General features: G+C 63.0%; 22 protein-coding genes. 6 read left to right on the top strand and 16 right to left on the bottom strand.

What is annotated here, in order from left to right; translation table 11 throughout:
* Positions 1–33 precede the first annotated feature (33 nt).
* The 4 genes from ACQY7R_RS21635 to ACQY7R_RS21650 form a co-directional block, all read right to left on the bottom strand.
* Positions 34–609: a histidine phosphatase family protein gene (locus ACQY7R_RS21635; RefSeq protein ID WP_428307630.1), complete on the bottom strand. Its 576-nt coding sequence runs from the start codon at positions 607–609 to the stop codon at positions 34–36.
* A 109-nt stretch (positions 610–718) separates the two neighbouring features.
* Entirely contained in the window at positions 719–1,414 is a 696-nt protein-coding gene (gene rpe, locus ACQY7R_RS21640) for a ribulose-phosphate 3-epimerase (protein ID WP_428307631.1), read from the bottom strand.
* Positions 1,415–1,726: 312 nt separating this feature from the next.
* Positions 1,727–2,473: an SMC-Scp complex subunit ScpB gene (gene scpB, locus ACQY7R_RS21645; RefSeq protein WP_428307632.1), complete on the bottom strand. Its 747-nt coding sequence runs from the start codon at positions 2,471–2,473 to the stop codon at positions 1,727–1,729.
* 153 nt (positions 2,474–2,626) lie between these two features.
* On the bottom strand, positions 2,627–3,310 hold the full coding sequence (locus ACQY7R_RS21650; protein WP_428307633.1) for a hypothetical protein: 684 nt from the start codon (positions 3,308–3,310) through the stop codon (positions 2,627–2,629).
* 191 nt (positions 3,311–3,501) lie between these two features.
* On the opposite strand from ACQY7R_RS21650, the gene ACQY7R_RS21655 reads away from it, so the two are divergent.
* The 4 genes from ACQY7R_RS21655 to ACQY7R_RS21670 all read left to right on the top strand — a co-directional run bounded on the left by ACQY7R_RS21655 (position 3,502) and on the right by ACQY7R_RS21670 (position 7,689).
* Positions 3,502–4,512, top strand: coding sequence for a mechanosensitive ion channel family protein (locus tag ACQY7R_RS21655; RefSeq protein WP_428307634.1), 1,011 nt, complete (start codon positions 3,502–3,504; stop codon positions 4,510–4,512).
* A 226-nt stretch (positions 4,513–4,738) separates the two neighbouring features.
* On the top strand, positions 4,739–5,830 hold the full coding sequence (ychF, locus tag ACQY7R_RS21660) for a redox-regulated ATPase YchF (RefSeq protein WP_428307635.1): 1,092 nt from the start codon (positions 4,739–4,741) through the stop codon (positions 5,828–5,830).
* Positions 5,831–5,888: 58 nt separating this feature from the next.
* On the top strand, positions 5,889–6,437 hold the full coding sequence (locus ACQY7R_RS21665) for a DUF3592 domain-containing protein (protein ID WP_428307636.1): 549 nt from the start codon (positions 5,889–5,891) through the stop codon (positions 6,435–6,437).
* 208 nt (positions 6,438–6,645) lie between these two features.
* Entirely contained in the window at positions 6,646–7,689 is a 1,044-nt protein-coding gene (locus tag ACQY7R_RS21670; RefSeq protein WP_428307637.1) for a S66 peptidase family protein, read from the top strand.
* Between the two features lie 217 nt (positions 7,690–7,906).
* Here ACQY7R_RS21670 and ACQY7R_RS21675 read toward each other — a convergent pair whose 3' ends face one another.
* From ACQY7R_RS21675 to ACQY7R_RS21710, 8 genes are all read right to left on the bottom strand, one after another.
* Positions 7,907–9,208 carry a DUF1501 domain-containing protein gene (locus ACQY7R_RS21675; protein ID WP_428307638.1) on the bottom strand — a complete coding sequence of 434 codons (1,302 nt, stop codon included), beginning with the start codon at positions 9,206–9,208 and terminating at the stop codon, positions 7,907–7,909.
* A gap of 183 nt (positions 9,209–9,391) precedes the next feature.
* Positions 9,392–10,969: a DUF1549 domain-containing protein gene (locus ACQY7R_RS21680; protein ID WP_428307639.1), complete on the bottom strand. Its 1,578-nt coding sequence runs from the start codon at positions 10,967–10,969 to the stop codon at positions 9,392–9,394.
* Between the two features lie 794 nt (positions 10,970–11,763).
* A complete protein-coding gene (locus ACQY7R_RS21685) occupies positions 11,764–12,123 on the bottom strand; it encodes a hypothetical protein (RefSeq protein ID WP_428307640.1) in 360 nt (119 codons plus the stop codon).
* Positions 12,124–12,132: 9 nt separating this feature from the next.
* Complete coding sequence (locus ACQY7R_RS21690) at positions 12,133–12,645, bottom strand: hypothetical protein (RefSeq protein ID WP_428307641.1); 513 nt, start codon at positions 12,643–12,645, stop codon at positions 12,133–12,135.
* A gap of 128 nt (positions 12,646–12,773) precedes the next feature.
* Complete coding sequence (locus ACQY7R_RS21695; RefSeq protein WP_428307642.1) at positions 12,774–13,091, bottom strand: DUF5713 family protein; 318 nt, start codon at positions 13,089–13,091, stop codon at positions 12,774–12,776.
* Between the two features lie 217 nt (positions 13,092–13,308).
* Positions 13,309–13,710 carry a 30S ribosomal protein S9 gene (rpsI, locus tag ACQY7R_RS21700; RefSeq protein ID WP_428307643.1) on the bottom strand — a complete coding sequence of 134 codons (402 nt, stop codon included), beginning with the start codon at positions 13,708–13,710 and terminating at the stop codon, positions 13,309–13,311.
* A gap of 65 nt (positions 13,711–13,775) precedes the next feature.
* The gene (rplM, locus tag ACQY7R_RS21705) at positions 13,776–14,213 is read right to left on the bottom strand and encodes a 50S ribosomal protein L13 (RefSeq protein WP_198421829.1); all 438 of its coding nucleotides are present in this window, start codon (positions 14,211–14,213) and stop codon (positions 13,776–13,778) included.
* 199 nt (positions 14,214–14,412) lie between these two features.
* Entirely contained in the window at positions 14,413–14,622 is a 210-nt protein-coding gene (locus tag ACQY7R_RS21710) for a hypothetical protein (RefSeq protein WP_428307644.1), read from the bottom strand.
* Between the two features lie 349 nt (positions 14,623–14,971).
* Between ACQY7R_RS21710 and ald the strand changes: the two genes are divergently transcribed.
* Both ald and mtnA read left to right on the top strand, forming a co-directional pair.
* A complete protein-coding gene (ald, locus tag ACQY7R_RS21715) occupies positions 14,972–16,081 on the top strand; it encodes an alanine dehydrogenase (protein WP_152097000.1) in 1,110 nt (369 codons plus the stop codon).
* Between the two features lie 209 nt (positions 16,082–16,290).
* Positions 16,291–17,307, top strand: a complete 1,017-nt coding sequence (gene mtnA / locus ACQY7R_RS21720; protein WP_428307645.1) for an S-methyl-5-thioribose-1-phosphate isomerase — start codon at positions 16,291–16,293, stop codon at positions 17,305–17,307.
* 38 nt (positions 17,308–17,345) lie between these two features.
* Here mtnA and ACQY7R_RS21725 read toward each other — a convergent pair whose 3' ends face one another.
* The 4 genes from ACQY7R_RS21725 to ACQY7R_RS21740 form a co-directional block, all read right to left on the bottom strand.
* A complete protein-coding gene (locus ACQY7R_RS21725) occupies positions 17,346–18,770 on the bottom strand; it encodes a cation:proton antiporter (RefSeq protein WP_428307646.1) in 1,425 nt (474 codons plus the stop codon).
* A gap of 106 nt (positions 18,771–18,876) precedes the next feature.
* The gene (locus tag ACQY7R_RS21730; RefSeq protein WP_428307647.1) at positions 18,877–19,050 is read right to left on the bottom strand and encodes a hypothetical protein; all 174 of its coding nucleotides are present in this window, start codon (positions 19,048–19,050) and stop codon (positions 18,877–18,879) included.
* 6 nt (positions 19,051–19,056) lie between these two features.
* Positions 19,057–19,209 carry a hypothetical protein gene (locus tag ACQY7R_RS21735; RefSeq protein WP_428307648.1) on the bottom strand — a complete coding sequence of 51 codons (153 nt, stop codon included), beginning with the start codon at positions 19,207–19,209 and terminating at the stop codon, positions 19,057–19,059.
* Positions 19,187–19,393 carry a hypothetical protein gene (locus ACQY7R_RS21740; protein WP_428307649.1) on the bottom strand — a complete coding sequence of 69 codons (207 nt, stop codon included), beginning with the start codon at positions 19,391–19,393 and terminating at the stop codon, positions 19,187–19,189. Before ACQY7R_RS21740 ends, ACQY7R_RS21735 begins: the two co-directional genes overlap by 23 nt.
* Positions 19,394–19,406 lie beyond the last annotated feature (13 nt).

Here is a 19,406-nt window from a genome sequence, read left to right on the forward strand (position 1 = left end):
GAACCTCATGGCTGAAGTATCGGAATGCGGAGATTAGATTGCTGCAGCCAGCTCAATCGGCTCCCACAGTGGCTTGCCGACGCAAGCCGATTGGCAGAGCGTCGGCGGACAGTTCGCTTGGAGCAGCGAGCGGAGGACGCTCGCCAGCGGTTGCGCGAGCACCAAGGCGATCGTCCCCGACTTGTGTTTTTTCGTGAGCTTTGCGATCGCCGCCTTGAGCCGCTCGCCCGCTTCGCGAAGTGTTTCCCCCTCGGGGGGGCAGACCGTGTCGGGGCGTTCCTGCCATTGGCGGAACACGCGAGGTTGCTTCGACTTCACGTCGTCGAACAGCATTCCCTGCCACAAGCCTTGGTCGAGGTTGTGGAGCGTCTTGAGCGTCTTCGGCTTTTGCTTGAGCGTCGTGGCCAGCACCTCGGCCGTTTGCTGGGCGCTCAGGCAGGGACCGGCGTAGAGGGCGTCGATCTGCGTGCCGCGCGCCGCCAATTCCTGGGCGGTCGCCTCGGCTTGTTGGCGTCCTTCGCCGCTCAGTGGAACGTCTAGCGTTCCCTGAATGCGGCCCTGACAGTCGTACTCGGTCAGCCCGGAGCGGACTAACAAGATGGTTAACATCGAACGAGCAACCTCTGAATCTCTCTGCTTGGTTCTGGCTACTAAGGTAAGTGGCATTTAGTGTCGCGTCGATTGGAACCGCCGGCGTCGCCGCCTCGCGGTTTCGACGCTATTGGGTTCCCGAGGCGGCCAGGCGAGTTAGCTCAGCCAAACTATCCGCGTACGGGGCAGGTTTCTTGAAAATTGCGGAGCCAACGACCAACATCTGGGCGCCGGCGGCGGTGCATTGGGCGATGGTTGAGGCGTTGACGCCGCCGTCGATTTCCAGCAGCAAGTCACTGCGAAGCGATCGCAAGGCCCGCAACTTCTCCAGCGCCACCGCCTCGAACTGCTGGGCGCCAAATCCCGGCATGACGCTCATGCACAGGACCATGTCGCACAGCGGCAACGCGTCGGCAATCGCTTCGACGGGCGTTGGCGGGTTGATCGCCAGCGAGGCCAAGGCGCCCCGCTTCCGGATTTGTTCGAGAATCGGGCGGGGATCGTCGGTCGCCTCGGCGTGGATCGTCACGATGTCGGCGCCAGCGTCGATGATCTCGTCGACGAACGCGGCGGGCTTCGACACCATCATGTGGACGTCGATCGGCAGGTCGCTCGCGCGGCGGACCGCCTCGACGATCGGCATGCCGTAGGTAATGTTCGGCACGAAATTGCCGTCCATCACGTCGAGGTGAAAGGCTCGGGCGCCAGCAGCTTCCACCGCTTTCACTTCCGCGGCCAGGTTGCCGAAGTCGCAAAGCAGCAGCGACGGCAGCACCACCGGCGGTGGGTTGCGAAGTTCATCGAGGATACGGCGGCGCGGCATGGCGGAGTCGCTCTTCGGCGCAGCAATGCCGATGGAGCTAGTGACCCAGAAATGGGGTTCAGGAGGGAATGGCCGCTGGGTAGTCGCGCGGCGCCGATCGAATCGGTAACGACTGAATCGTGTTCAGTCGCCTCGGAGGATCATGGGCCGCAAAGGGCGGCCGGCGGTTGTCGAAGTCGCCGCGCCGATTCTACTCACGGCGGCAGGAACTACTAGAGCGGTTTCCGGAGTCCGGTTTGTAAGTTGTTTGGTGGTATGGGGTTTTGTGGATTGCGGATTCTCGCAGATTGGCCTCCCGGAGAGTGCCGATGGTTACGAATCGTCCAAATCCTCGTTCCGTGGCAGGTCGGCGGGCGAGCTGACGCCGAAGAGCTGGTTGAACCTCGAGGTTGTGTGATACCGGGCCACTTTGGGCGTCTCGGCGGGGCGTTCGACCCGTACCAATTGGCGGCGGACCAGCTGGGCGAGGATGGCGTGGCTCTGCGAGCCGCGGAGCTTGTTCAGTTCCTCGCCGCTCACCCCCTGCCGGTAAGCGACGATGCTCAGGACCTCGACGGCGGCCGGGGTGAGCTTGGCGGCCCGCTGCTGACCCCGGAACTGATCACGCAGGATGCCGAGGTCGCTGCGGAGCTGCAGCCGATAGCCGGCCACATCGCCGGTGATTTCGTAGGCTGCCTCGTCGTGCCGGTAGCTGGCGTTAAGGTCGGCGACAAGCTGCTCGACCTCCTCGGCGGAGACATTGCGGATGTGGGAGGCGATTTTTGCGGCGGGAATTGCTTTGCCGTCGGCGTTACCGACGAACAGCATTCCCTCGACGATCATCCGCGGCGTCACGGGCAGCGAATTATCGTCGTCCGGCTCTTCTTCCGGTTCGAGCGCAATCTGCGGCTTGGCGATCGCGAGGCCCGGCGCGGCGGCCGGCGTCCCCATCAAGCGGGCGAATGCCGAAGAGAGCCGCTCCAGCGAGAATCGCTGGTTCACCGGCGCGGGCGCCGACGGCGGCGCGATCGGCCGCAGCGGCAAAATATCGGGATCGGCGGATTCGCGTTCGGGGGGCATAGCGGCCGGATGATATCGCCGCGGCGGCAGAAGTCACAAGGCGGCTATGCGCGTGCTCCTGATTCTAGCCCCGGGCTCCGCCCGGGGGTGGGTTTGCCGCGCATGGGGCGACGCGTTTCGAAATGGTGGACGACCCCCGGGCGGAGCCCGGGGCTAGAGTGAAGTCACTGCTAGCATCGGAGTCTCCGCGGGCCGTGGCGTTAAGAGGGCCACTCGATGCTCGGCCACCAGCTTTCGAGCCCCCGGCAAAATCTCCAGCATCCGTTCCGGCAGTTCCGGCAATTTCACCCGCCGCATCACCTGGTTCAAGCGAAACAGGAGCGTCTCGTCTTCCATGTAGTCGTACAAGAACCGCAGTTCCACGAACCGCGTGATCAGCCCGGCCACCCCGCTGGCGTCGCAGCCATTCATTTGGCCGATCGCGCTTGCAACGAACTCGGCGTCGACCGTCGCCAGGACCTCGTAGTAGGCGTCGACGCCGCGGCGATCCTCGGCGATGAGGGCCGCGTCGAGCAGTAGTTCGACCAGAATATGGCCGAGAAAACCGGGCCGCATCCCATCGCGATCGCCGGTCGCCCAGCGGACTTGGCGGGCGAGTTCCATCGACAAATCGCCGAAGGCGCCGGTTTCGTGGAACCAGTCGTCGTCGGCATGGTGCCGCATGACGCCGCGAGCGTAGGAGGCCATCTTCGAGTCGTCGGCGTCAACGAACGGCGCCGCCTGCCGCGACCTACACCGCAGCCGCGGCCGCGTCATGCAGAGCCAATCAGGCGTCGCCGCCCCCGCTACTTGGTAGGGATCGTCGAGGCAATCGATGGCGTGCGCAAGGTAATTCATAACTTTCGAGCCAGGGCTTCCTCCCAACAAAACGCTAGCAGGACCCCCGCAAAGCCCATTTAGCCGCGGGCGTGAGCCCGCGCTGACCTCGACGCAGACATTCCCTTTTAGGTAGATACCCGTTGCACCACGATCAGGCAACTCCGCTTCCGCGTCCGCTCGACGCCCTCGCGACTCCTTCCGGTAACGTCATGTTCACTTATCTGCTCGCCCAAGCGGCCGACGCCGCAGCTACCACGACGCCCGCCCCCAAGGTCGAGTACCCGGTCGGCACGCCGCAGTGGAAGAAGAACGCGCTAGATGAACTCTTTACGTTGCAATTCAGCCAAATGAACCGCGCCGAGTGGGAATACGCGGCCTACCAACTTGGCTTGCGTGCCGTCTATGTGCTCGTTCTGCTCACGCTTGCTTGGACACTTTCCAGTTGGGCGGCGTCGGTCGTTCGCGCCACGCTGACGCGCGTGAAGTTCGACGAGACGCTCACTCTGTTTCTGTCGACGCTCATGCGTTGGACAATTTTGCTGCTCGCGGCGCTCTCGTGCCTCAGCTACTTCGGCGTCCAAACGACTAGCTTCGCCGCGCTCATCGGCGCCGCTGGCTTGGCGATCGGCCTCGCCTTTCAGGGGACGCTCTCGAACTTCGCCGCTGGAGCGATGCTCCTCATCTTCCGCCCCTACAAAGTCGGCGACACCGTGAACGTCGCCAGCTACACCGGCAAGGTCGCGGAGATCGAGCTCTTCACCACTGCGATCGACACGAGCGATAACCGCCGGATCATCGTCCCCAACAGTTCGATCTTCGGCGCCGTTATCGAGAACATCACCTACCACGCGGTGCGGCGGGCCGACGTCAACGTCGGCACCGGCTACGCCGACGACATCGATCAAACGCGGGCCGTGCTCGAAGCGGCGGTCCGCAGCGTCGCCGACGTGGTCGCGACGCCGGCGCCGGAGGTGATTCTCACCGACCTCGGCGCCTCGAGCGTCAACTGGCAGGTCCGCGGTTGGGCGAAGCGGGAATCGTTCGGCGCCGCGAAGCAGGCAATCATCCGAGCGGTGAAGCTGGGGCTCGACGAAGCCCGGATTTCGATCCCGTTCCCGCAGCTCGATCTCCACCTCGACCCGCCGGGCCCCGAGCCGGCGCCCTCCCCTGCCCCGCCGCCCGAGCCGGTGCGGTGGGCGCCGAAGATTTCGAATACTTGATGCCGCGAGGGGGTCGGGAGCTTTCTGCCACCCGCGGCGTTGCTTTGGACAGGGCGCACCCAGTGGCAAAAGGCTCCCGACCCCGTTGGGGCTCCACCTCGCTGCCGCTGTCGCCAGCCGCCGAAACCCGCTAGAATTCGGGGTTTCGCCAGCCGTTTGCAAGGCTGACAGGCGCCAAGCCGCCCCCCACCGCGTCACGATTTCACCGCGTCAGGATTGTAGTTCAATGGAAGCAGGCATCGTCGGGCTCCCCAACGTCGGCAAAAGCACGCTGTTCAACGCCCTCACGGCGGCGGGGATCGCCAGCGAGAATTACCCCTTCTGCACGATTGAGCCGAACGTCGGCGCCGTCGCCGTGCCCGATCCGCGCTTGGGCCGCATCAGCGCGCTCATCAAGACGCAGAAGATCATTCCGGCGATGCTGAAGCTCGTCGATATCGCCGGCATCGTCCGCGGCGCGTCGGAGGGCGAAGGCCTCGGCAACAAGTTCCTCGCCCACATCCGCACGGTCGATGCGATCCTGCACGTCGTCCGCTGCTTTGAAGATGGCGACGTCGTCCACGTTGAAGGGAGCGTCGATCCAATTCGCGACGTGGAGACGATCGACACCGAGCTGATGCTCGCCGACCTGCAGTCGGTTGAAACGATGCTCGACCGCGCGAAGCGGACCGCCCGCACCGGCGATAAAGACGCGAAGCAACGCGTCGAGATTCTCGAAGAGTGCAACGCCCTGCTCGCCGCCGGCAAGCCGGTCCGTGGATTGGTATACGAGGATGAGACGCGGGCGCACATCTTGTCCGAACTGCAGCTGCTCACCACCAAGCCAGTCCTCTACGTGGCGAACGTCAACGAAGACGACCTCGCCGGCGAGAGCGCCCACGTGAAGAAACTTCGCGAACGGGCCGCGGTCGAAGGTGGCACGGTCGTCCCCGTTTGCGCTCGCCTCGAATCGGAGCTCGTCGAACTCGACGACGCCGAGCGGCAGGAAATGCTCGAGAGCATGGGCCTTTCCGAGCCAGCCCTCGCCGCGCTTGCCCGCGCTGCCTACAAGCTCCTTGGCCTGCAAAGCTACTTCACCGCCGGCGAGAAAGAAGTCCGCGCCTGGACGATCCCCGTCGGCGCCACCGCCCCGCAGGCGGCCGGCGTCATTCACACCGACTTCGAACGAGGGTTCATTCGCTGCGAAACGTACTCGGTCGCTGATCTCGAACAGTACAAAAGCGAAAAGGCGATCCGCGAAGCGGGCAAGATGCGCGTCGAAGGGAAGAACTACGTAATGCAAGATAGTGACGTTTGCCACTTCTTATTTAACGTGTGATCTGCCGCTGTCAGGCTGGCGTCGATTGGCGTCAACGCTACTCGCGCGGGTGAGTGACATGGGTGATGACGCCCACGACGATGACGCTGCGAAGGAACAGACGCTCGGCTCGTTCTGGTCGGACACCGGCTGTTTGATCATCTTTGCCATTCCGTTTTTAGCGATCGGCGTCGGCGGCATGGCTAGCGCGGCTAGCGATGTTTGGGAGTGGTCGGAAGTGCAGCGGTGGACGGAACGCCCGGCGACGATCGAGCATGCGAAGCTCGGCGTCGATACCGAAGGCGACGGAGACGCCACGTTCAAAGCCACGGCGACTTATCGATACACGGTCGACGGCGAGTCGTACTCAAGCGATCGAGTCGCGCTCTACGAAGGCTTCGATACGTTCGGTAGTTTTCAACGCGATCGCGCCGCGGAACTCGACGCGGCGTTAGAGGCGGGCGGAGCATTCCGCTGCTTCGTCGATCCCGACGACCCGCGCCACGCAGTTCTCTTTCGCGATCTGCGCACCGGCCTTCTGGCGTTCAAGGCGATCATGGGACTGCTCTTCGCCAGTCTGGGCGGCGGCATGATGGGGGCGGCGATTCGCTCGAAAAAGATAGGTTGAAGGCGGTCGGGCTCTTCCAAACGCGCAGTGGTTCCGAGGCTTCGCGCACGAAACTCGAAAGCGAGTTGCCGGCCGACTTGCGGGGCGGTTAGAGTTGAATACGTGCTTGTTGGTGGGGCTGAACCACAAAGGCACGACGGACACGAAGAAACGCACGAAGGCGTAAGTGGCGGTTCAAATTCTAAAGCGCACCCAGCGAAGAGCAGCAATGATTCATCGAGTGAAGACGCAGTTGGTCTTGAGCATGGCGGTCGTCGTTACAGCAGTGAGCGCGGTTTGTTCTGCCGCCGAGCCGCAGAAGTTGGTTTGGCCGAAGCGGTTGGCGCCTGGCGATACGATTGCGCTCATTGCCCCGGCGGGGCCGCCGGATCGTGAGCAGGTGATGCGCTTTAAGAACCACGTTGAGCAGCGCGGCTACAAGGTGAAGCTCCGCGAGGACATGTTCAACGTCGAGGGTTACCTTGCCGGCAGCGACAAGCGGCGGGCCGAGGAGTTCAACGAAGCGTTCGCCGATCCCGAGGTCGACGGCGTGCTCGCGGTGCGCGGCGGCTACGGCTGCATGCGGATGATGCCGCTCATCGATTGGGATGTGGTGAAGAAGAACCCCAAGCTGCTGCTCGGCTACAGCGATATCACGGCGCTGCATGCCGGGATGAATAAGGTGGGGATTGTCAGCTTTCACGGCCCGGGCCCGGCGTCGGGGCTCGGCAGCGAGAAGGGGCCGACGGAGTTCACCGGCAAGTACGTGCTGCATGCCGTCGAAGCCACGCCCGAATCGCCGGCCGGTCCGTACACGGTCGAGGTGCCGAAGGATGTTTCCGAAGTTGACTCGTTCGGCAAAGGCAAGGCGACCGGTCGGCTCGTCGGCGGCAATCTGTCGCTGATCTCGGCCCTCGAAGGGACGCCGTATGCGATCGATACGGACGGTGCGATTCTGGTGATCGAAGACGTCAACGAGGCGCCCTATCGGATCGACCGGATGATTCAGCAACTGAAGCTGGCCGGCAAGCTCGACCACATCAAGGGCGCCGTGCTCGGTAAGTTCACCGAGGACTTCGTTCGCGAAGACAAACTCACCGACGACCAACGCTTCGACACGACCGGCGTGTTGCGACAATACTTCGAAGACCTCGGCGTGCCGGTGCTCGTGAACTTCCCGATCGGTCACTACCCGCAGAACTGTACCGTGCCGCTGGGGGGGGAGGTCGAGGTCGACGCTGATGCGAAGACGCTCAAGATTCTTGCTCCCTAATTTTTAGCCGCGAAGAAGCACAGAAGACGCGAAAAAGGTCTCTCGCAGAGGCGCGGAGACGCAGAGGGCGTAAGCAGAGTGTAGCTGCTGGTCTTCGTTAAATAGGACTTAGTGGTTGTTGTTTGGCGGGCGATTCGCTTCGTCTGAACTGTTCCTTCTCTGCGACTCCGCGCCTCTGCGAGAGACTTCTTCTTGCGTCCTTCGTGCCTTCTAGCGGCTAACTAAATAGTTCTTCAACCACTTCCCCGCCGTCGACGATTTTGATTGGCCGGCCGCCGCCGCTCATGTTTTCGTAGTCGGCGTCGATGCCGAGCGTGTGGTAGACCGAGCGGAACAGGTCGGGGATCAGCACAGGGCGGTCGGTCACTTCCGTGCCGGCGTCGTTGGTGGCGCCGATGACTTGGCCGCCGCGGACGCCGCCGCCGGCGAGGGCGACGTTGAACGCCTTCGGGAAGTGATCGCGGCCCCCGCGGGGATTGATCTGCGGCGTGCGACCAAACTCGCCCATCCAGAGGACGAGCGTTTTGTCGAGCATGCCGCGCTCTTTCAGATCGGCGATCAGGCGGGCCGACGGTTGATCGACGTTGCCGCACAGATTTCGCACGGCGGCGAAGTTGTCTTGATGCGTGTCCCAGCCACGGGCGTGGACTTCGACGAAGGTGACCCCCTGCTCCACCAATCGGCGGGCCATCAGGCAGCCCGCGGCAAACTCGCCGCTGCCGTACGACTCGCGAACCTGTTCCGGCTCGCGTTCGATGTCGAAGACTGCCATCCGCGGGCTGTGAATCATGTCGGTCGCCCGCTTGGCAACCTTCAGTTGATCGGCGACCACTTGGGCGCCGCCCGCCGCGGCGAAGTCGCCTTGCATCGACTCGAGCAGCTGCATCCGCCGAGCGAAGCGAGTGGCTTCCGACGACGGCGTCGTGTTCTGCGGCGGCTTCGATGCCGATTGGATAATGAGCGGATCGTAATCGACGCCGAGCAATCCGCCGCCGCCAGAGTTCGGGAGCCGGCCGCCGATTTGTACGAAGCTCGGCAATTCGCTGGCGGCGTTGCCGATTTGGTCGGCGACGTTAGCGCCAAGCGTCGGATGCTTGACGCTCGCCATCGGCAGGTAGCCGTGGTGCAGAAGGTAGGTCGCCCGTTGGTGGTTGCCTTCCTTGCTCGTCATCGAACGGATGATCGCGAGCTCGTCGGCGATCTTCGCCATGTGGGGGAGGTTCTCGGCAATTTGAATGCCGGCGACGCTGGTGTCGATCGCCTTCGTCTCGCCGCCGTTCGCGTGGCCCGGCTTGGGGCTGAAGGTTTCGAATTGCGAGGGGCCGCCGCTCATCCAGAGGAGGATGCACGACATGCCGCGGTCGCGAAGCTCGTCGGCACGGGCGGCTAGCACGTCGGTCCAGCTGAGCGCACCGGCCGCAGCGCCGAACGCGGCCGAAGCTTTCAGGAAATCACGCCGCCGCACGACGCGGCTGCCGCGGAGAGAGACGTGCGTGTGGTGTTGCAGTGAGAATGCCATCGAGATATCTGTCTTAAGTGCTTTGAATTAATTGAACCGCGGATTTCACAGATTTCGCTGATGAGGAGGTAAGCAGTGATTTGAAAGTGGCTTTAGAGAATTTGCCGATCTGTCTCCTACTTTCTTATCCGTGTAATCCGCGAAATCCGCGGTCGCGTTTTTATCGTTCTAGGCGAGAGGCTACTATCGGCGATGTCGGAACTCCGCCGAGTTCACTAGCGCCCAAGCAAAGTCCTCGACCGCTTGTTTCCGATTGCCGACTTCGCGGAAGTACGCCTTCGCGCGAGTCAGCTCTTCCTCTGTCGGCTCTCGGCTGAGTGTGCGCAAGTAAAGCTCGGCGACGAGTTCGTCGTTGTCTTTGATTTCGGCGACCAAGCCGCTCAGGATGCCCTGATTGGCTCGCAATCTGCCGGCGACCTGGCTGGAGTTCATCATCGCAAGCGATTGCGGGATCGAACCGCTGATCGATTCGCGCGGCTCGCTGGGGTCGAAGCCGAACGTCTGGTTGAACTGCGTCCGCGGGTCGCGTTGCTGGCCGCCGAGCCCTCCGCCGCCACGGCCAGGGCGTTTTGGTTCTGCTTCGGGGACGTCGAGCGCCGAGAGGATCGCGTTGTACAGCTGATCGGCCCGCAGCGGTTGCGGCACGTTGGCGGCGAACGGCGATTCGTCCTCCTCGCCGCCGCGCGGCCGCGATTGGCGTTGGTACGCCTCGGTCGCGGCGATCGTTTCGAACAGCCACTTCACGTCATAGTCGGCGTCGCGGAAGCCCTTCGCGAAGATCTCCAGCGTTTCCGGGGCGACGGCCGTGCGGTCGGGGCCGACGTCGTCGACCGGTTCGTAGAACCCGCGGCCGACCATTTCGGACCAGAGCCGATTCACCATCGCGACGGCGAACCACTCGTTGCGAGTGAGGTACTTGGCGAGCATCTCGCGCCGCTGCGAATCGACTGTGCCGTACGGCAGCTTCGCGGTCGTGAGGAAGAACTTCGGCTGCATTTGCGTGCCGGGCGCCGAGGGATCGAGCAGATCGGGCATGAAGTGCTCGGGCATCGGGCGGTTGCCGTCGTCCGCTTTGGCGAACTTGAACTGACGGTCGCTGGCAACGACTTGGAATGAACGTGACGTCGCCGTGCGGACTGGCCGGACGCCGATGCGCGGGAAGAACGCGGCGAGTTCGTGGAACTGCTCGCGCTTCCAGCGATCGTACGGGTGGTCGTGGCACTGGGCGCACTGAATTTGCATGCCGAGGAAGATGCGCGAGACCTCGGCTGTCGTCTCTTCCGTGCGGCCCTCTTGGGCCATGATGATCGCGGTCGAGCCGTTGTCGCGAACGTCGCCAGTGGCGGTGACGAACGCCGCGGCGATTTCGTCCCAAGGGACGTTTTTGTTCAGTTTGTCGCTGAGGTCGGCCTCGAGCGCGTTGGCGGCGATGAGGGCGCGGTCTTCGATGCGGCGATAGAAGATGACGTCGCGCCAGTAGCGGGCCCAGTTAAGACCGTACTGTGGATCGGCGAGGAGTTCGCGGACCACCCGCTCGCGTTTGTCGGCCGAGGGATCGAGCGTGAAGGCGATCACATGCTCGGGCGTCGGGATGTCGCCGACGAGGTCGAGCCAGACGCGACGGAGGAAGGTCGCGTCGTCGCAGGCGGGGGCGAGTTCGGTTTGGGACTTGAAGAGCTCCGCAGCGAGCGAGGCGTCGACTTGCTTCGCAACGGCTTCGGGCTCCTGCCGCGGGCCGGCGTGGACCGAGGTGGCTGCCATTGCGAGCCAGGCGATGGTCAGGCTCAAAATCTTCGCTAGGCGGCGACTTGGCATCTTTAGGCGAGACCTTCGTGAGGCGTCCGTGGCCTGATCTGGTTTGGCAAATCTGCTGGCGGGCGCGGCTCTCTTCCAGCATATCCGCTGGTGGTGTTTTTCAGCGCCCTGGGTTCCGGAGATTCAACACCGGCGTTTCGCGGCAAGTTTCGCCGTAGGTTGGGCTTTCAACCCGACAGCCAGCCGAGGGCGGTTTGCAGTGCATTCGCCGTACCGGCTGTTTTCTACGAGATCACCTAGTCCACCTAGATCACGGTCTCCACCTTTTGGTTGCGAGATGATCTCGGTGCTGTTTCATCGGGGCTTCTTGCGGCTGCGCCGCCCAGGTTGGCGAGTACGCCAACCTAGGCTACCCGTTGGTCCTGTCGCGTCGCTTTTTGTCGCGTGATCGCGTTTTTGGCGACATAAATCTTAAGTTGTTGCTAGGACTGCGGTTGTGGGCGGCGTTGGGGCGACATTCTGTCGCGATAGTGGATTTGGACTCATCGACAGCCTCCCTCAAGTGTGGAATGGATCGCGCAGCAAACTAGCCGGACCGCTACGCGGTCCGGGGGCGGTTCGTTGGCGATGGCGGATCGATCGCGCCGCGGCCCGGAGGGCGTGGCCCTCCGGCTAAGTCGTTGCAGAGTGCGACGCGATGCGAACTTGAGCCTAGCAGAGTGGGTGGCCCAGTTTCGACAGAAAAGTTCGGGGATTGTTGCTGGCCGAAGTTCGGGGGTCGACGCTGCTTGTTAGCTTTCTCAGTTTTCGATCAATGCGATGGTTTGCGAGATCTGCTCGCAAACCTCCGGCGACGGATCGTTCGCGAATTCACTGAGAGGCGGCAGGAGCGTGAGCACGAAGTCATGGTCCGATGGGTCGATGACCAGGTCGAAGATTGCATGAGCGGCTAGTGCTCGGGCACGCGAATAGGAGTCTTCGCGCAACGTCGCTAAGAACAGCGGGATGCTCGTCGCGGGATAGCAGAGGTGACGGATAGCGTCGATTACTTCCCAACGCTCTTCGTCATCTCCGCTCAATCGCTTCTCCAGCCAGTAAGCGATGGGATGGCCGTGAAATTGCGGCGAGTCGTCGCTCGTGTTGGAGTTAGTTTCAGACACGGTAGTTATTTATAGAACAAAACGGAGAGGGGCGCGTAAGGTGATGTCTTCCGGCGCTCGAGCGTCTGGCGGCGGGCATGTGTCTCGCCAGAACGTGGCGAATCCCTCGACTGGATCGTCCTTGGTCAAGTCTGCTCCTGCGGCGTCAAAGTCGCCGCGTACCTGAACGAGTTCGAGCCAATCATCTTCTTCGATTTGACCAAACCCGCACTCCCATTTTGGGCCGCCCTGCTCCTGTCGACCTTTGACGACCTTCTCAACCTCTGTGACATAAATGGCAGGGCGATCCAGTTCAGAAGCGGTTCCTTCGGCAGTAAACTCGACGGGGATGGCGAGCCACAGCACGTACCGATCGAACAGACTGGTTCGAGAAATCCACTCCTGCACCAGCTGCCATCCGCCCGGCGGAAAGTCGTGTTTGGATTGAACGATGGCATGCTCTGCATGCGGAAACAACTCTAGGAACTGACGCACGTCGGCCAAGTCACGCGTTCCAGCCGCGATTCTGTCGTTGTAGTTCATTTAAGTTGATGCCTAGTGGTGCGTTGGCGTCTGAAGCATGGCGCTCGCGGCGGCAGGCAGTGACGCGGTCTCCTGCGACTGCGCCGCCCTGGTAGGCGAGTACGCCAACCAGGGCCACCCGTCTGTCGCTACCAATCTCGCGTGGCGATCAATTCTTCGATGTCGGCGTCGTATACGTAGGCCCTTGCGATTGCGGCGAAGTCGCCGCCGATGGCGTCGCGAGCGCCGGTTTCGATCTCGCTATCTTCTTCTTCAAACTCGACAGCGAGGTCGTTGAACTCGTCGGTGGCGGCGTGCGTCAGTGCATAGAGGTCGTCGAGCGATTCTGGCTGGTCGACTTCGATTTGTTCGCACAGCCGAACGAGAATCGCCTTCCCTTTGTCGACCAAGGCGTTGGGGAAATAGTCGTCCTCGTACATCTCGGCGAGGAAGGGGTAGGCGGCCATGGTTTTATTGGTGATGGGCATGGGCGTGGTTTTCGGCGATGGGTGAATTAGGTGAGCGTGTCCTTAATGTACCGCGTCAGTGTGAAGCGTGCGCGACGATGAGGGACCGCGACCGGCGGTCGCGGCTTTGTAGGAGTCGGGGACGACGTTGGCGCAATAAAAAAGCCGCCTTCGGTTGAAGGCGGCTTTTTCGTCGTTCTGGTAGTCGCGAAGGCGATTAACGCTTCGAGAACTGCGTTCCGCGGCGGGCGCCGTGGAGGCCGTACTTCTTGCGTTCCTTCATGCGGGAATCGCGCGACATGTAGTTCTTCTCGCGAAGCTTTTCGATCAGCTCGCTGTCGTGCTTCAGCAAGGCGCGGGCGATGCCCTGGGTGCAGGCGCCGGCTTGGCCGGTGGTGCCGCCGCCAGCGACGCGGATCCGCACGTCGACCTTGTCGAGGAGTTCGCAGTGCGACAGCGGGCCGGTGACGGCGTTCTGGTCTTGCACGATGCGGAAGAACTCGGTGAGTTCGCGGCCGTTGACGGTGATCTTGCCGCTGCCCGGCTTAATGCGGACGCGGGCGACGGAGGTCTTGCGACGGCCGGTGCCGAGGGCTTCTAGAGAAGCGACTGCTGACATGGAGGAGGTTCCTCTGTTAAATCATCGCGGGATGGCCCGCGGCTAAGTATTTGAAATATATGGGGTTAGGCGATCGAGGCGAGCTCGGTCGGCTCAGGCTGTTGGGCCTGGTGGGGGTGGTCGGCACCCTTGTAGATCTTGAGCTTCGACAGCATCGCGGCGCCGAGCTTGTTCTTCGGCAGCATGCGGCGGACGGCTTCCTGAAGGATCAGCTCAGGCGACTTTTCCAAGCGGTCGGCGGCACCGATCGTGCGTTGGCGGGTGTAGCCGGTATACCAGGCATACTTCTTCTGGTCCCACTTCTTGCCCGTGAAGTGCACCTTCTCGCAGTTGACGACGACGATGAAATCGCCGGTGTCGACGTGAGGGGTGTAGGTCGGGCGGTGCTTGCCCATCAGGATGACGGCAATTTCGCTGGCCAGGCGGCCCACGATCTTATCGGTGGCGTCGACTAGCAGCCACTTCTGCTCGAACGTGCCAGCTTTGGCCATGTAGGTGGTCATGGGACGAATACTTTCCGCAAATACGTGTCGAAAACTGTCGTTCGAGCCGCTTAGCCGAGGCGCAGCGACTTTGGAGAATCGCTCAATTTACCAGCGTCCCCCCAAGGGGGCAAGTGGACCATTTTTAGGGTTCAGGTGGCTGGGTTCGGGGTTCAGGAAGAAGGAGGGGTGAGCCCTGTGTTCTCCTGGAACGTACGTGCTATTTTCGGCCGCGGAGGGCGAGCGCGCCGAGCCAAAGCGTCAGAAATCCCCCGGTCATCGCTACGACGACCCACAGTCGGCGGTAGTCACGGTCAGGGGTTTGCGGGTCGAGGCCGAGGTACGCCCCCAGGGCCAGCAGGCCTCCCCAGGCGACCAGGCCGGCCACGATATACCACAGGAGGCGGCGGTTGGTGGGTTCGTGCTGCATAAGGCGGCTTGGCCGGAGGGGTTGTGGGAGGGGTCTCCGACCCCGATGCGGCTGCGTGGTACTGGGCGGCGTGCGGTGGTGAGCGGTTTCGGCGTCCGAGGCGCCTCCCATAGCTAGGGCTTGTCTCCTGCGGCGGAGGTCTTCGGATTAGCGCAAAAGCGCTATTACGTTAAAGACCTGCGCAATTCGAGATTTAAGCAGTCACGACCTCCGAGTACACTCGGCTGAAGATGAGCGAGCCGCGGGCATGCCCCGCTTTCTCGGCGGACGCGAGGGGCGAGTCCCTGCGGCGTGATTCTACCCCACCACCGCCCTTCCCTGAATCGTTATTTGCCAAGGCTGAGTTGAGATGATTATCGGCGTCCCGAAAGAAGTGAAGTTGGATGAGTACCGCGTCGCCATGCTGCCGGTTGGCGTCGAAGAGTTGACCCGCCGCGGGCACAAGGTGCTGATCGAAGTTGGCGCGGGGATTGGTTCGGGTCTTCCCGACACCGAATACGCCGCCGCCGGGGCTGAGTTGGTGCTCGAAGCGACTGAGATCTTCGCTCGCGCCGACATGATCGTGAAGGTGAAGGAGCCGCAAGCGAGCGAATGGCCGATGATCCGCAAGGGTCAAACGGTTTTCACCTACTTCCACTTCGCCGCGGATCGTGAGCTGACCGAAGCGATGATCAACTCGGGCGCCGCCGCGGTGGCGTACGAGACGCTGGCCGACGACCAAGGCCGGTTGCCGCTGCTGACGCCGATGAGCGAAGTGGCCGGCCGGATGAGCGTACAGGAAGGCGCCAAGTATTTGGAGCGTCCGCAGCAAGGCCGCGGCATTTTGCTGGGCGGCGTGCCGGGCGTGGCGCCGGCGAACATCCTCATCCTCGGCGGCGGCATTGTGGGCGCCAACGCCGCGAAGATTGCCGCAGGCTTCAACGCTAACGTGGCGATTCTCGACATCAACATGGATCGGTTGCGGTACCTCTCGGACGTGATGCCGCCGAACGTCGACGTGTTGTTCAGCGATCGCCACATCATTCGCGAGCAGCTGCGGTTGGCTGATCTCGTGATCGGCGCCGTGCTGATCCCAGGCGCCAAGGCGCCACGGTTGATCGAACGCGAGCAGCTGAAGGAAATGAAGCAAGGCTCGGTGATCATCGACGTCGCGATCGACCAGGGCGGTTGCATCGCCACGAGCCGGCCGACCACGCACAGCGAGCCGACCTACATTGTCGACGACGTGCTCCACTACTGCGTGACGAACATGCCGGGCGCCGTGGGACGGACGAGCACGTTTGCGTTGTGCAACGTGACGTTGCCGTGGGTGATCGAGATTGCCCAGCGCGGGATCGAGGATGCGGCTCACTCGCTGCGGCCGATTGCTCGGGCCGTGAATATGTTCGCGGGCGAGGTGACGAATCGGCCGGTGGCCGAGACGTTTGCGATTCCTTACAGCAATCGCTTTCTGCCGTAAGCGTTGTTCGAACGTTGCTTGCGTTCTTCTTTAGCCCCGGGCTCTGCCCGGGGGTGGCGTGACGCGCGACGATGTCGATCGGAATGGTGAGCGACCCCCGGGCGGAGCCCGGGGCTAGGGTGCGACGCGACCGATGTGTGTGGCGGGGGTATAATCTTCGCTCTTGGGGCGCCGAGCCCCTGCCCGCCTGGTTCTTGGTGTCCATGTCTATGAGCGAAGTTCCTGCCACGCTGCGCTGGGAAGGCGGAGTCGACGGCCATTTGATGCTGCTCGACCAGACGCGACTGCCGCTGGAGGTGGTCGAGGTTCCTTGCCGCACGGTGGAAGAGGCGTGGGATGCGATCAAGCGACTCGTCGTGCGCGGCGCCCCAGCGATTGGCGTGGCGGCGGCGTACGGCGTTTGCTTGAGCATCAAGAACGGCGAAGCGGCGGTCTACGACGTCGTCGAAGCGTGCCGGTATCTGGCGACTAGTCGGCCGACGGCGGTGAATTTGTTTTGGGCTCTGTCGCGGATGCGGCGCGTGGCCGAAGCGGCGAATGCAACGAGCGGCCCGGCGCTCGCGGAGGCGTTGCTCGCTGAAGCTCGTGCGATTCACGACGAAGATCGTGAGATGTGCGCGGCGATGGGACGGCATGGGGCCGATATGGTCGCGGAGTTGCCCGAGGGCGCGGGGATTCTCACCCACTGCAACGCCGGGGCGCTCGCGACCGGCGGCGATGGGAGCGGGCTGTCGCCGGTGTTCGAACTGGCCCGTCGCGGCAAGCGGCCGCATGTGTGGGTCGACGAAACGCGGCCGCTGCTGCAAGGGGCGCGGCTCACGGCGTGGGAGCTAGTGCAGCGCGGCATCGACTGCACGCTCATTTGCGATTCGATGGCGGCCCATGTGATGCGTGCCGGCAAGGTGCAGGCGATCTTCGTCGGCGCCGATCGCATTGCTGCCAACGGCGACGCGGCCAACAAGATCGGCACCTATGGCGTCGCCGTGCTGGCCGAGGCGCATGGTATTCCGCTGTACGTCGTGGCGCCGACGAGCACGATCGACATGACGCTCGCCACGGGCGCGGAGATTCCGATCGAAGAACGCGCCGCGGAAGAGGTGACCGAAGGCTTCGGTCGCCGCACGGCGCCTGCTGGCGTGCGGGTGTACAACCCAGCGTTTGATGTGACGCCCTATCGCCTGATTCGAGCGATCGTCACGGAGCGGGGCGTGTTCAAGCCGAAGTGAATCGCATCGGCGGTTCAATCTTCTTCGTGGTTGGCTTGTTAAGCCGCCGCCGGCTGCGGCTTCATGTCGTAGTTGCCGCCGGTGATGAGGTGCAGGATCGGCGTCGTGGCGATCGTGGTGACGAGGGCCATGATCACCATCATTGCGAACAGCGTCGGCGAAATGACGCCCATCTCCAGGCCGATGTTGAGTACCACGAGTTCCATCAAGCCGCGGGTGTTCATCAAGATGCCAAGGGCCGAGGCCATTTTCCAGTTGAGGCCGGTCAGCTTCGCGGCGGCGAGCGTGCCGCCGAACTTGCCGAGGGTGGCGATCAGGATGATGCCGCCGCAGACGAGCCAGTCGTTCCAGCCCTGCACGAGGCCGATTTCTGTCCGCATGCCGGTGAAGGCGAAGAACGCGGGGAGCAGCAAGATTTTGACCATGTCTTCCATCTTGTGCTGCAAGTCGCGGGCGACGTCGCTTTCGTGCGGAATGATGGCGCCGAGGAGGAAGGCGCCGAAGATCGCGTGAATGCCGATCCACTCGGCCGCGATTGCCGACATCAGCAGCGCGATCAACACGCAGACCGTCAGGCCTTGCTTCGGCGCCTGGCCGGTGGATTGCCCGAGGAACCGCGTCGCCAGCGGGCGAACGACGATGAACATGACGGCAATGTAACCAAGCGCCATCGCCACCGTTTGCACGGCGCCGCCGACAGCCGACTGGGCGATGCCGACAACGAACGCCAAGAGACACCACGCGGTGACGTCGTCGGTCGCCGCGCAACTGAGCGCGACGACGCCGAGGTCGGTCTTCTCCATCTTACGATCGGTGAGAATGCGCGCCAGCACAGGGAACGCGGTGATCGACATCGCGATGCCCATGAAGAGCGCGAAGCTGGTAAACGGCACGTTGGCCGGGGCGAGGCTGCGGAATAAGAACAGGGCTAGGATCGACCCCAGGCAGAACGGCGCGACGATGCTAGCGTGCGAGATCGCCACGGTGGAGTGAGCGTGCGAGCGGAGAAGGCCGGAGTTCAATTCCAGGCCGACCAGAAACATGTAGAGAATGACGCCCAGCTGAGCGATGATTCCCAAGTACGGGCCGACTTCGGCGGGTAGGACGAATTGCATCGCATCGGGCGAAATTCGCCCCAACAGCGACGGGCCGAGCATGATGCCGGCAACCATCTCGCCGATGACCTGCGGTTGGCCAAAGTAGCGGAAGAGCCACCCGAGCGCGTTGCCGGCGACGATGATGGCCGCCAGCGCGATCAGCACATGCACAATCGCGTGCGGCTTCGCTCCGACCGCTTTGCCGGTCACGGCGGCGGTTTCGGGGGGCGCCAACGCTTCGCCGAAGTGCCGCACAATGAGGAACAACCCGAAGGTGCCGCCGATCATCAGGGCGTAGCCGAGGACCAGTTTCCAGGTGGAGCCATGCGACGGGCTTGAGTCGAAGGCGGTGGCGTTGCTGTTCATCGGAAGGTCGAGCCCCAGGGAAAGCGTTGAGGCGGCCCGGAGAATGGGCCCAAATGGCGGGATGTTTACCCTCCCGTCATGGCCCAAAATAGCGAGCGCGTCAAGGTCAGCCAGCGTCCAACTGGCGGAACCCTAGCCACGCCAGCACGGCGTTTTCGACCTCCCGCAGCTGATCTGCGGGAAGCCCACCTAGGCGGCGCAACAGCTTCACCGTCGAGATCGTCACCAAATTCTGCGCGTCGAATACGCCAAGTTTGAGAAAACTGACGCGGGACGGCACTTCGAATCAAGAGTTCCGCGGCGACGTGGTATGAGCGACGAGCGTGACCAGCGCCCGGTCGGCATCGTCTGCGGGCACGCTTAACGCCAAGCAAGGGCGAACCTTGGCGGCATAGCCGAGATCGACGAGCCAGATTTCACCGCGTTGGACGCTCGGCATCTTGCTCCTCGCGTTCGTCTAGCGACAGGAACGTGGCCTCGGCGGCAAGCGTCAGCTCTTCGTCGGCCAGTGGCGCCGTTTCCCACTGCGACGTACGGCGAAAAATCTCTCCCGCCACCAGCCGCTGCTCGGCTTCCGGCAGAATATCGAATGATTTCAGAAGGTCCTGCGCTGAAGACGACATGACTTGGCACTCG

The sequence above is a fragment of the Lacipirellula sp. genome, from assembly GCF_965279485.1.
Classification (GTDB): domain Bacteria; phylum Planctomycetota; class Planctomycetia; order Pirellulales; family Lacipirellulaceae; genus Lacipirellula.

What these genes read in the sequence shown, in the direction of transcription:
- ACQY7R_RS21690 (WP_428307641.1), bottom strand. Translation starts at nt 12,645, where the DNA reads ATGAACTACAACGACAGAATCGCGGCTGGAACGCGTGACTTGGCCGAC.
- mtnA (WP_428307645.1), top strand. Translation starts at nt 16,291, where the DNA reads ATGAGCGAAGTTCCTGCCACGCTGCGCTGGGAAGGCGGAGTCGACGGC.
- rplM (WP_198421829.1), bottom strand. Translation starts at nt 14,213, where the DNA reads ATGACCACCTACATGGCCAAAGCTGGCACGTTCGAGCAGAAGTGGCTG.
- rpsI (WP_428307643.1), bottom strand. Translation starts at nt 13,710, where the DNA reads ATGTCAGCAGTCGCTTCTCTAGAAGCCCTCGGCACCGGCCGTCGCAAG.
- ychF (WP_428307635.1), top strand. Translation starts at nt 4,739, where the DNA reads ATGGAAGCAGGCATCGTCGGGCTCCCCAACGTCGGCAAAAGCACGCTG.
- ACQY7R_RS21665 (WP_428307636.1), top strand. Translation starts at nt 5,889, where the DNA reads ATGGGTGATGACGCCCACGACGATGACGCTGCGAAGGAACAGACGCTC.
- ACQY7R_RS21740 (WP_428307649.1), bottom strand. Translation starts at nt 19,393, where the DNA reads ATGTCGTCTTCAGCGCAGGACCTTCTGAAATCATTCGATATTCTGCCG.
- ACQY7R_RS21695 (WP_428307642.1), bottom strand. Translation starts at nt 13,091, where the DNA reads ATGGCCGCCTACCCCTTCCTCGCCGAGATGTACGAGGACGACTATTTC.
- ACQY7R_RS21675 (WP_428307638.1), bottom strand. Translation starts at nt 9,208, where the DNA reads ATGGCATTCTCACTGCAACACCACACGCACGTCTCTCTCCGCGGCAGC.
- ACQY7R_RS21635 (WP_428307630.1), bottom strand. Translation starts at nt 609, where the DNA reads ATGTTAACCATCTTGTTAGTCCGCTCCGGGCTGACCGAGTACGACTGT.
- ACQY7R_RS21725 (WP_428307646.1), bottom strand. Translation starts at nt 18,770, where the DNA reads ATGAACAGCAACGCCACCGCCTTCGACTCAAGCCCGTCGCATGGCTCC.
- ACQY7R_RS21655 (WP_428307634.1), top strand. Translation starts at nt 3,502, where the DNA reads ATGTTCACTTATCTGCTCGCCCAAGCGGCCGACGCCGCAGCTACCACG.
- ACQY7R_RS21735 (WP_428307648.1), bottom strand. Translation starts at nt 19,209, where the DNA reads ATGCCGAGCGTCCAACGCGGTGAAATCTGGCTCGTCGATCTCGGCTAT.
- ald (WP_152097000.1), top strand. Translation starts at nt 14,972, where the DNA reads ATGATTATCGGCGTCCCGAAAGAAGTGAAGTTGGATGAGTACCGCGTC.
- scpB (WP_428307632.1), bottom strand. Translation starts at nt 2,473, where the DNA reads ATGCCCCCCGAACGCGAATCCGCCGATCCCGATATTTTGCCGCTGCGG.
- ACQY7R_RS21680 (WP_428307639.1), bottom strand. Translation starts at nt 10,969, where the DNA reads ATGGCAGCCACCTCGGTCCACGCCGGCCCGCGGCAGGAGCCCGAAGCC.
- ACQY7R_RS21670 (WP_428307637.1), top strand. Translation starts at nt 6,646, where the DNA reads ATGATTCATCGAGTGAAGACGCAGTTGGTCTTGAGCATGGCGGTCGTC.
- rpe (WP_428307631.1), bottom strand. Translation starts at nt 1,414, where the DNA reads ATGCCGCGCCGCCGTATCCTCGATGAACTTCGCAACCCACCGCCGGTG.
- ACQY7R_RS21710 (WP_428307644.1), bottom strand. Translation starts at nt 14,622, where the DNA reads ATGCAGCACGAACCCACCAACCGCCGCCTCCTGTGGTATATCGTGGCC.
- ACQY7R_RS21650 (WP_428307633.1), bottom strand. Translation starts at nt 3,310, where the DNA reads ATGAATTACCTTGCGCACGCCATCGATTGCCTCGACGATCCCTACCAA.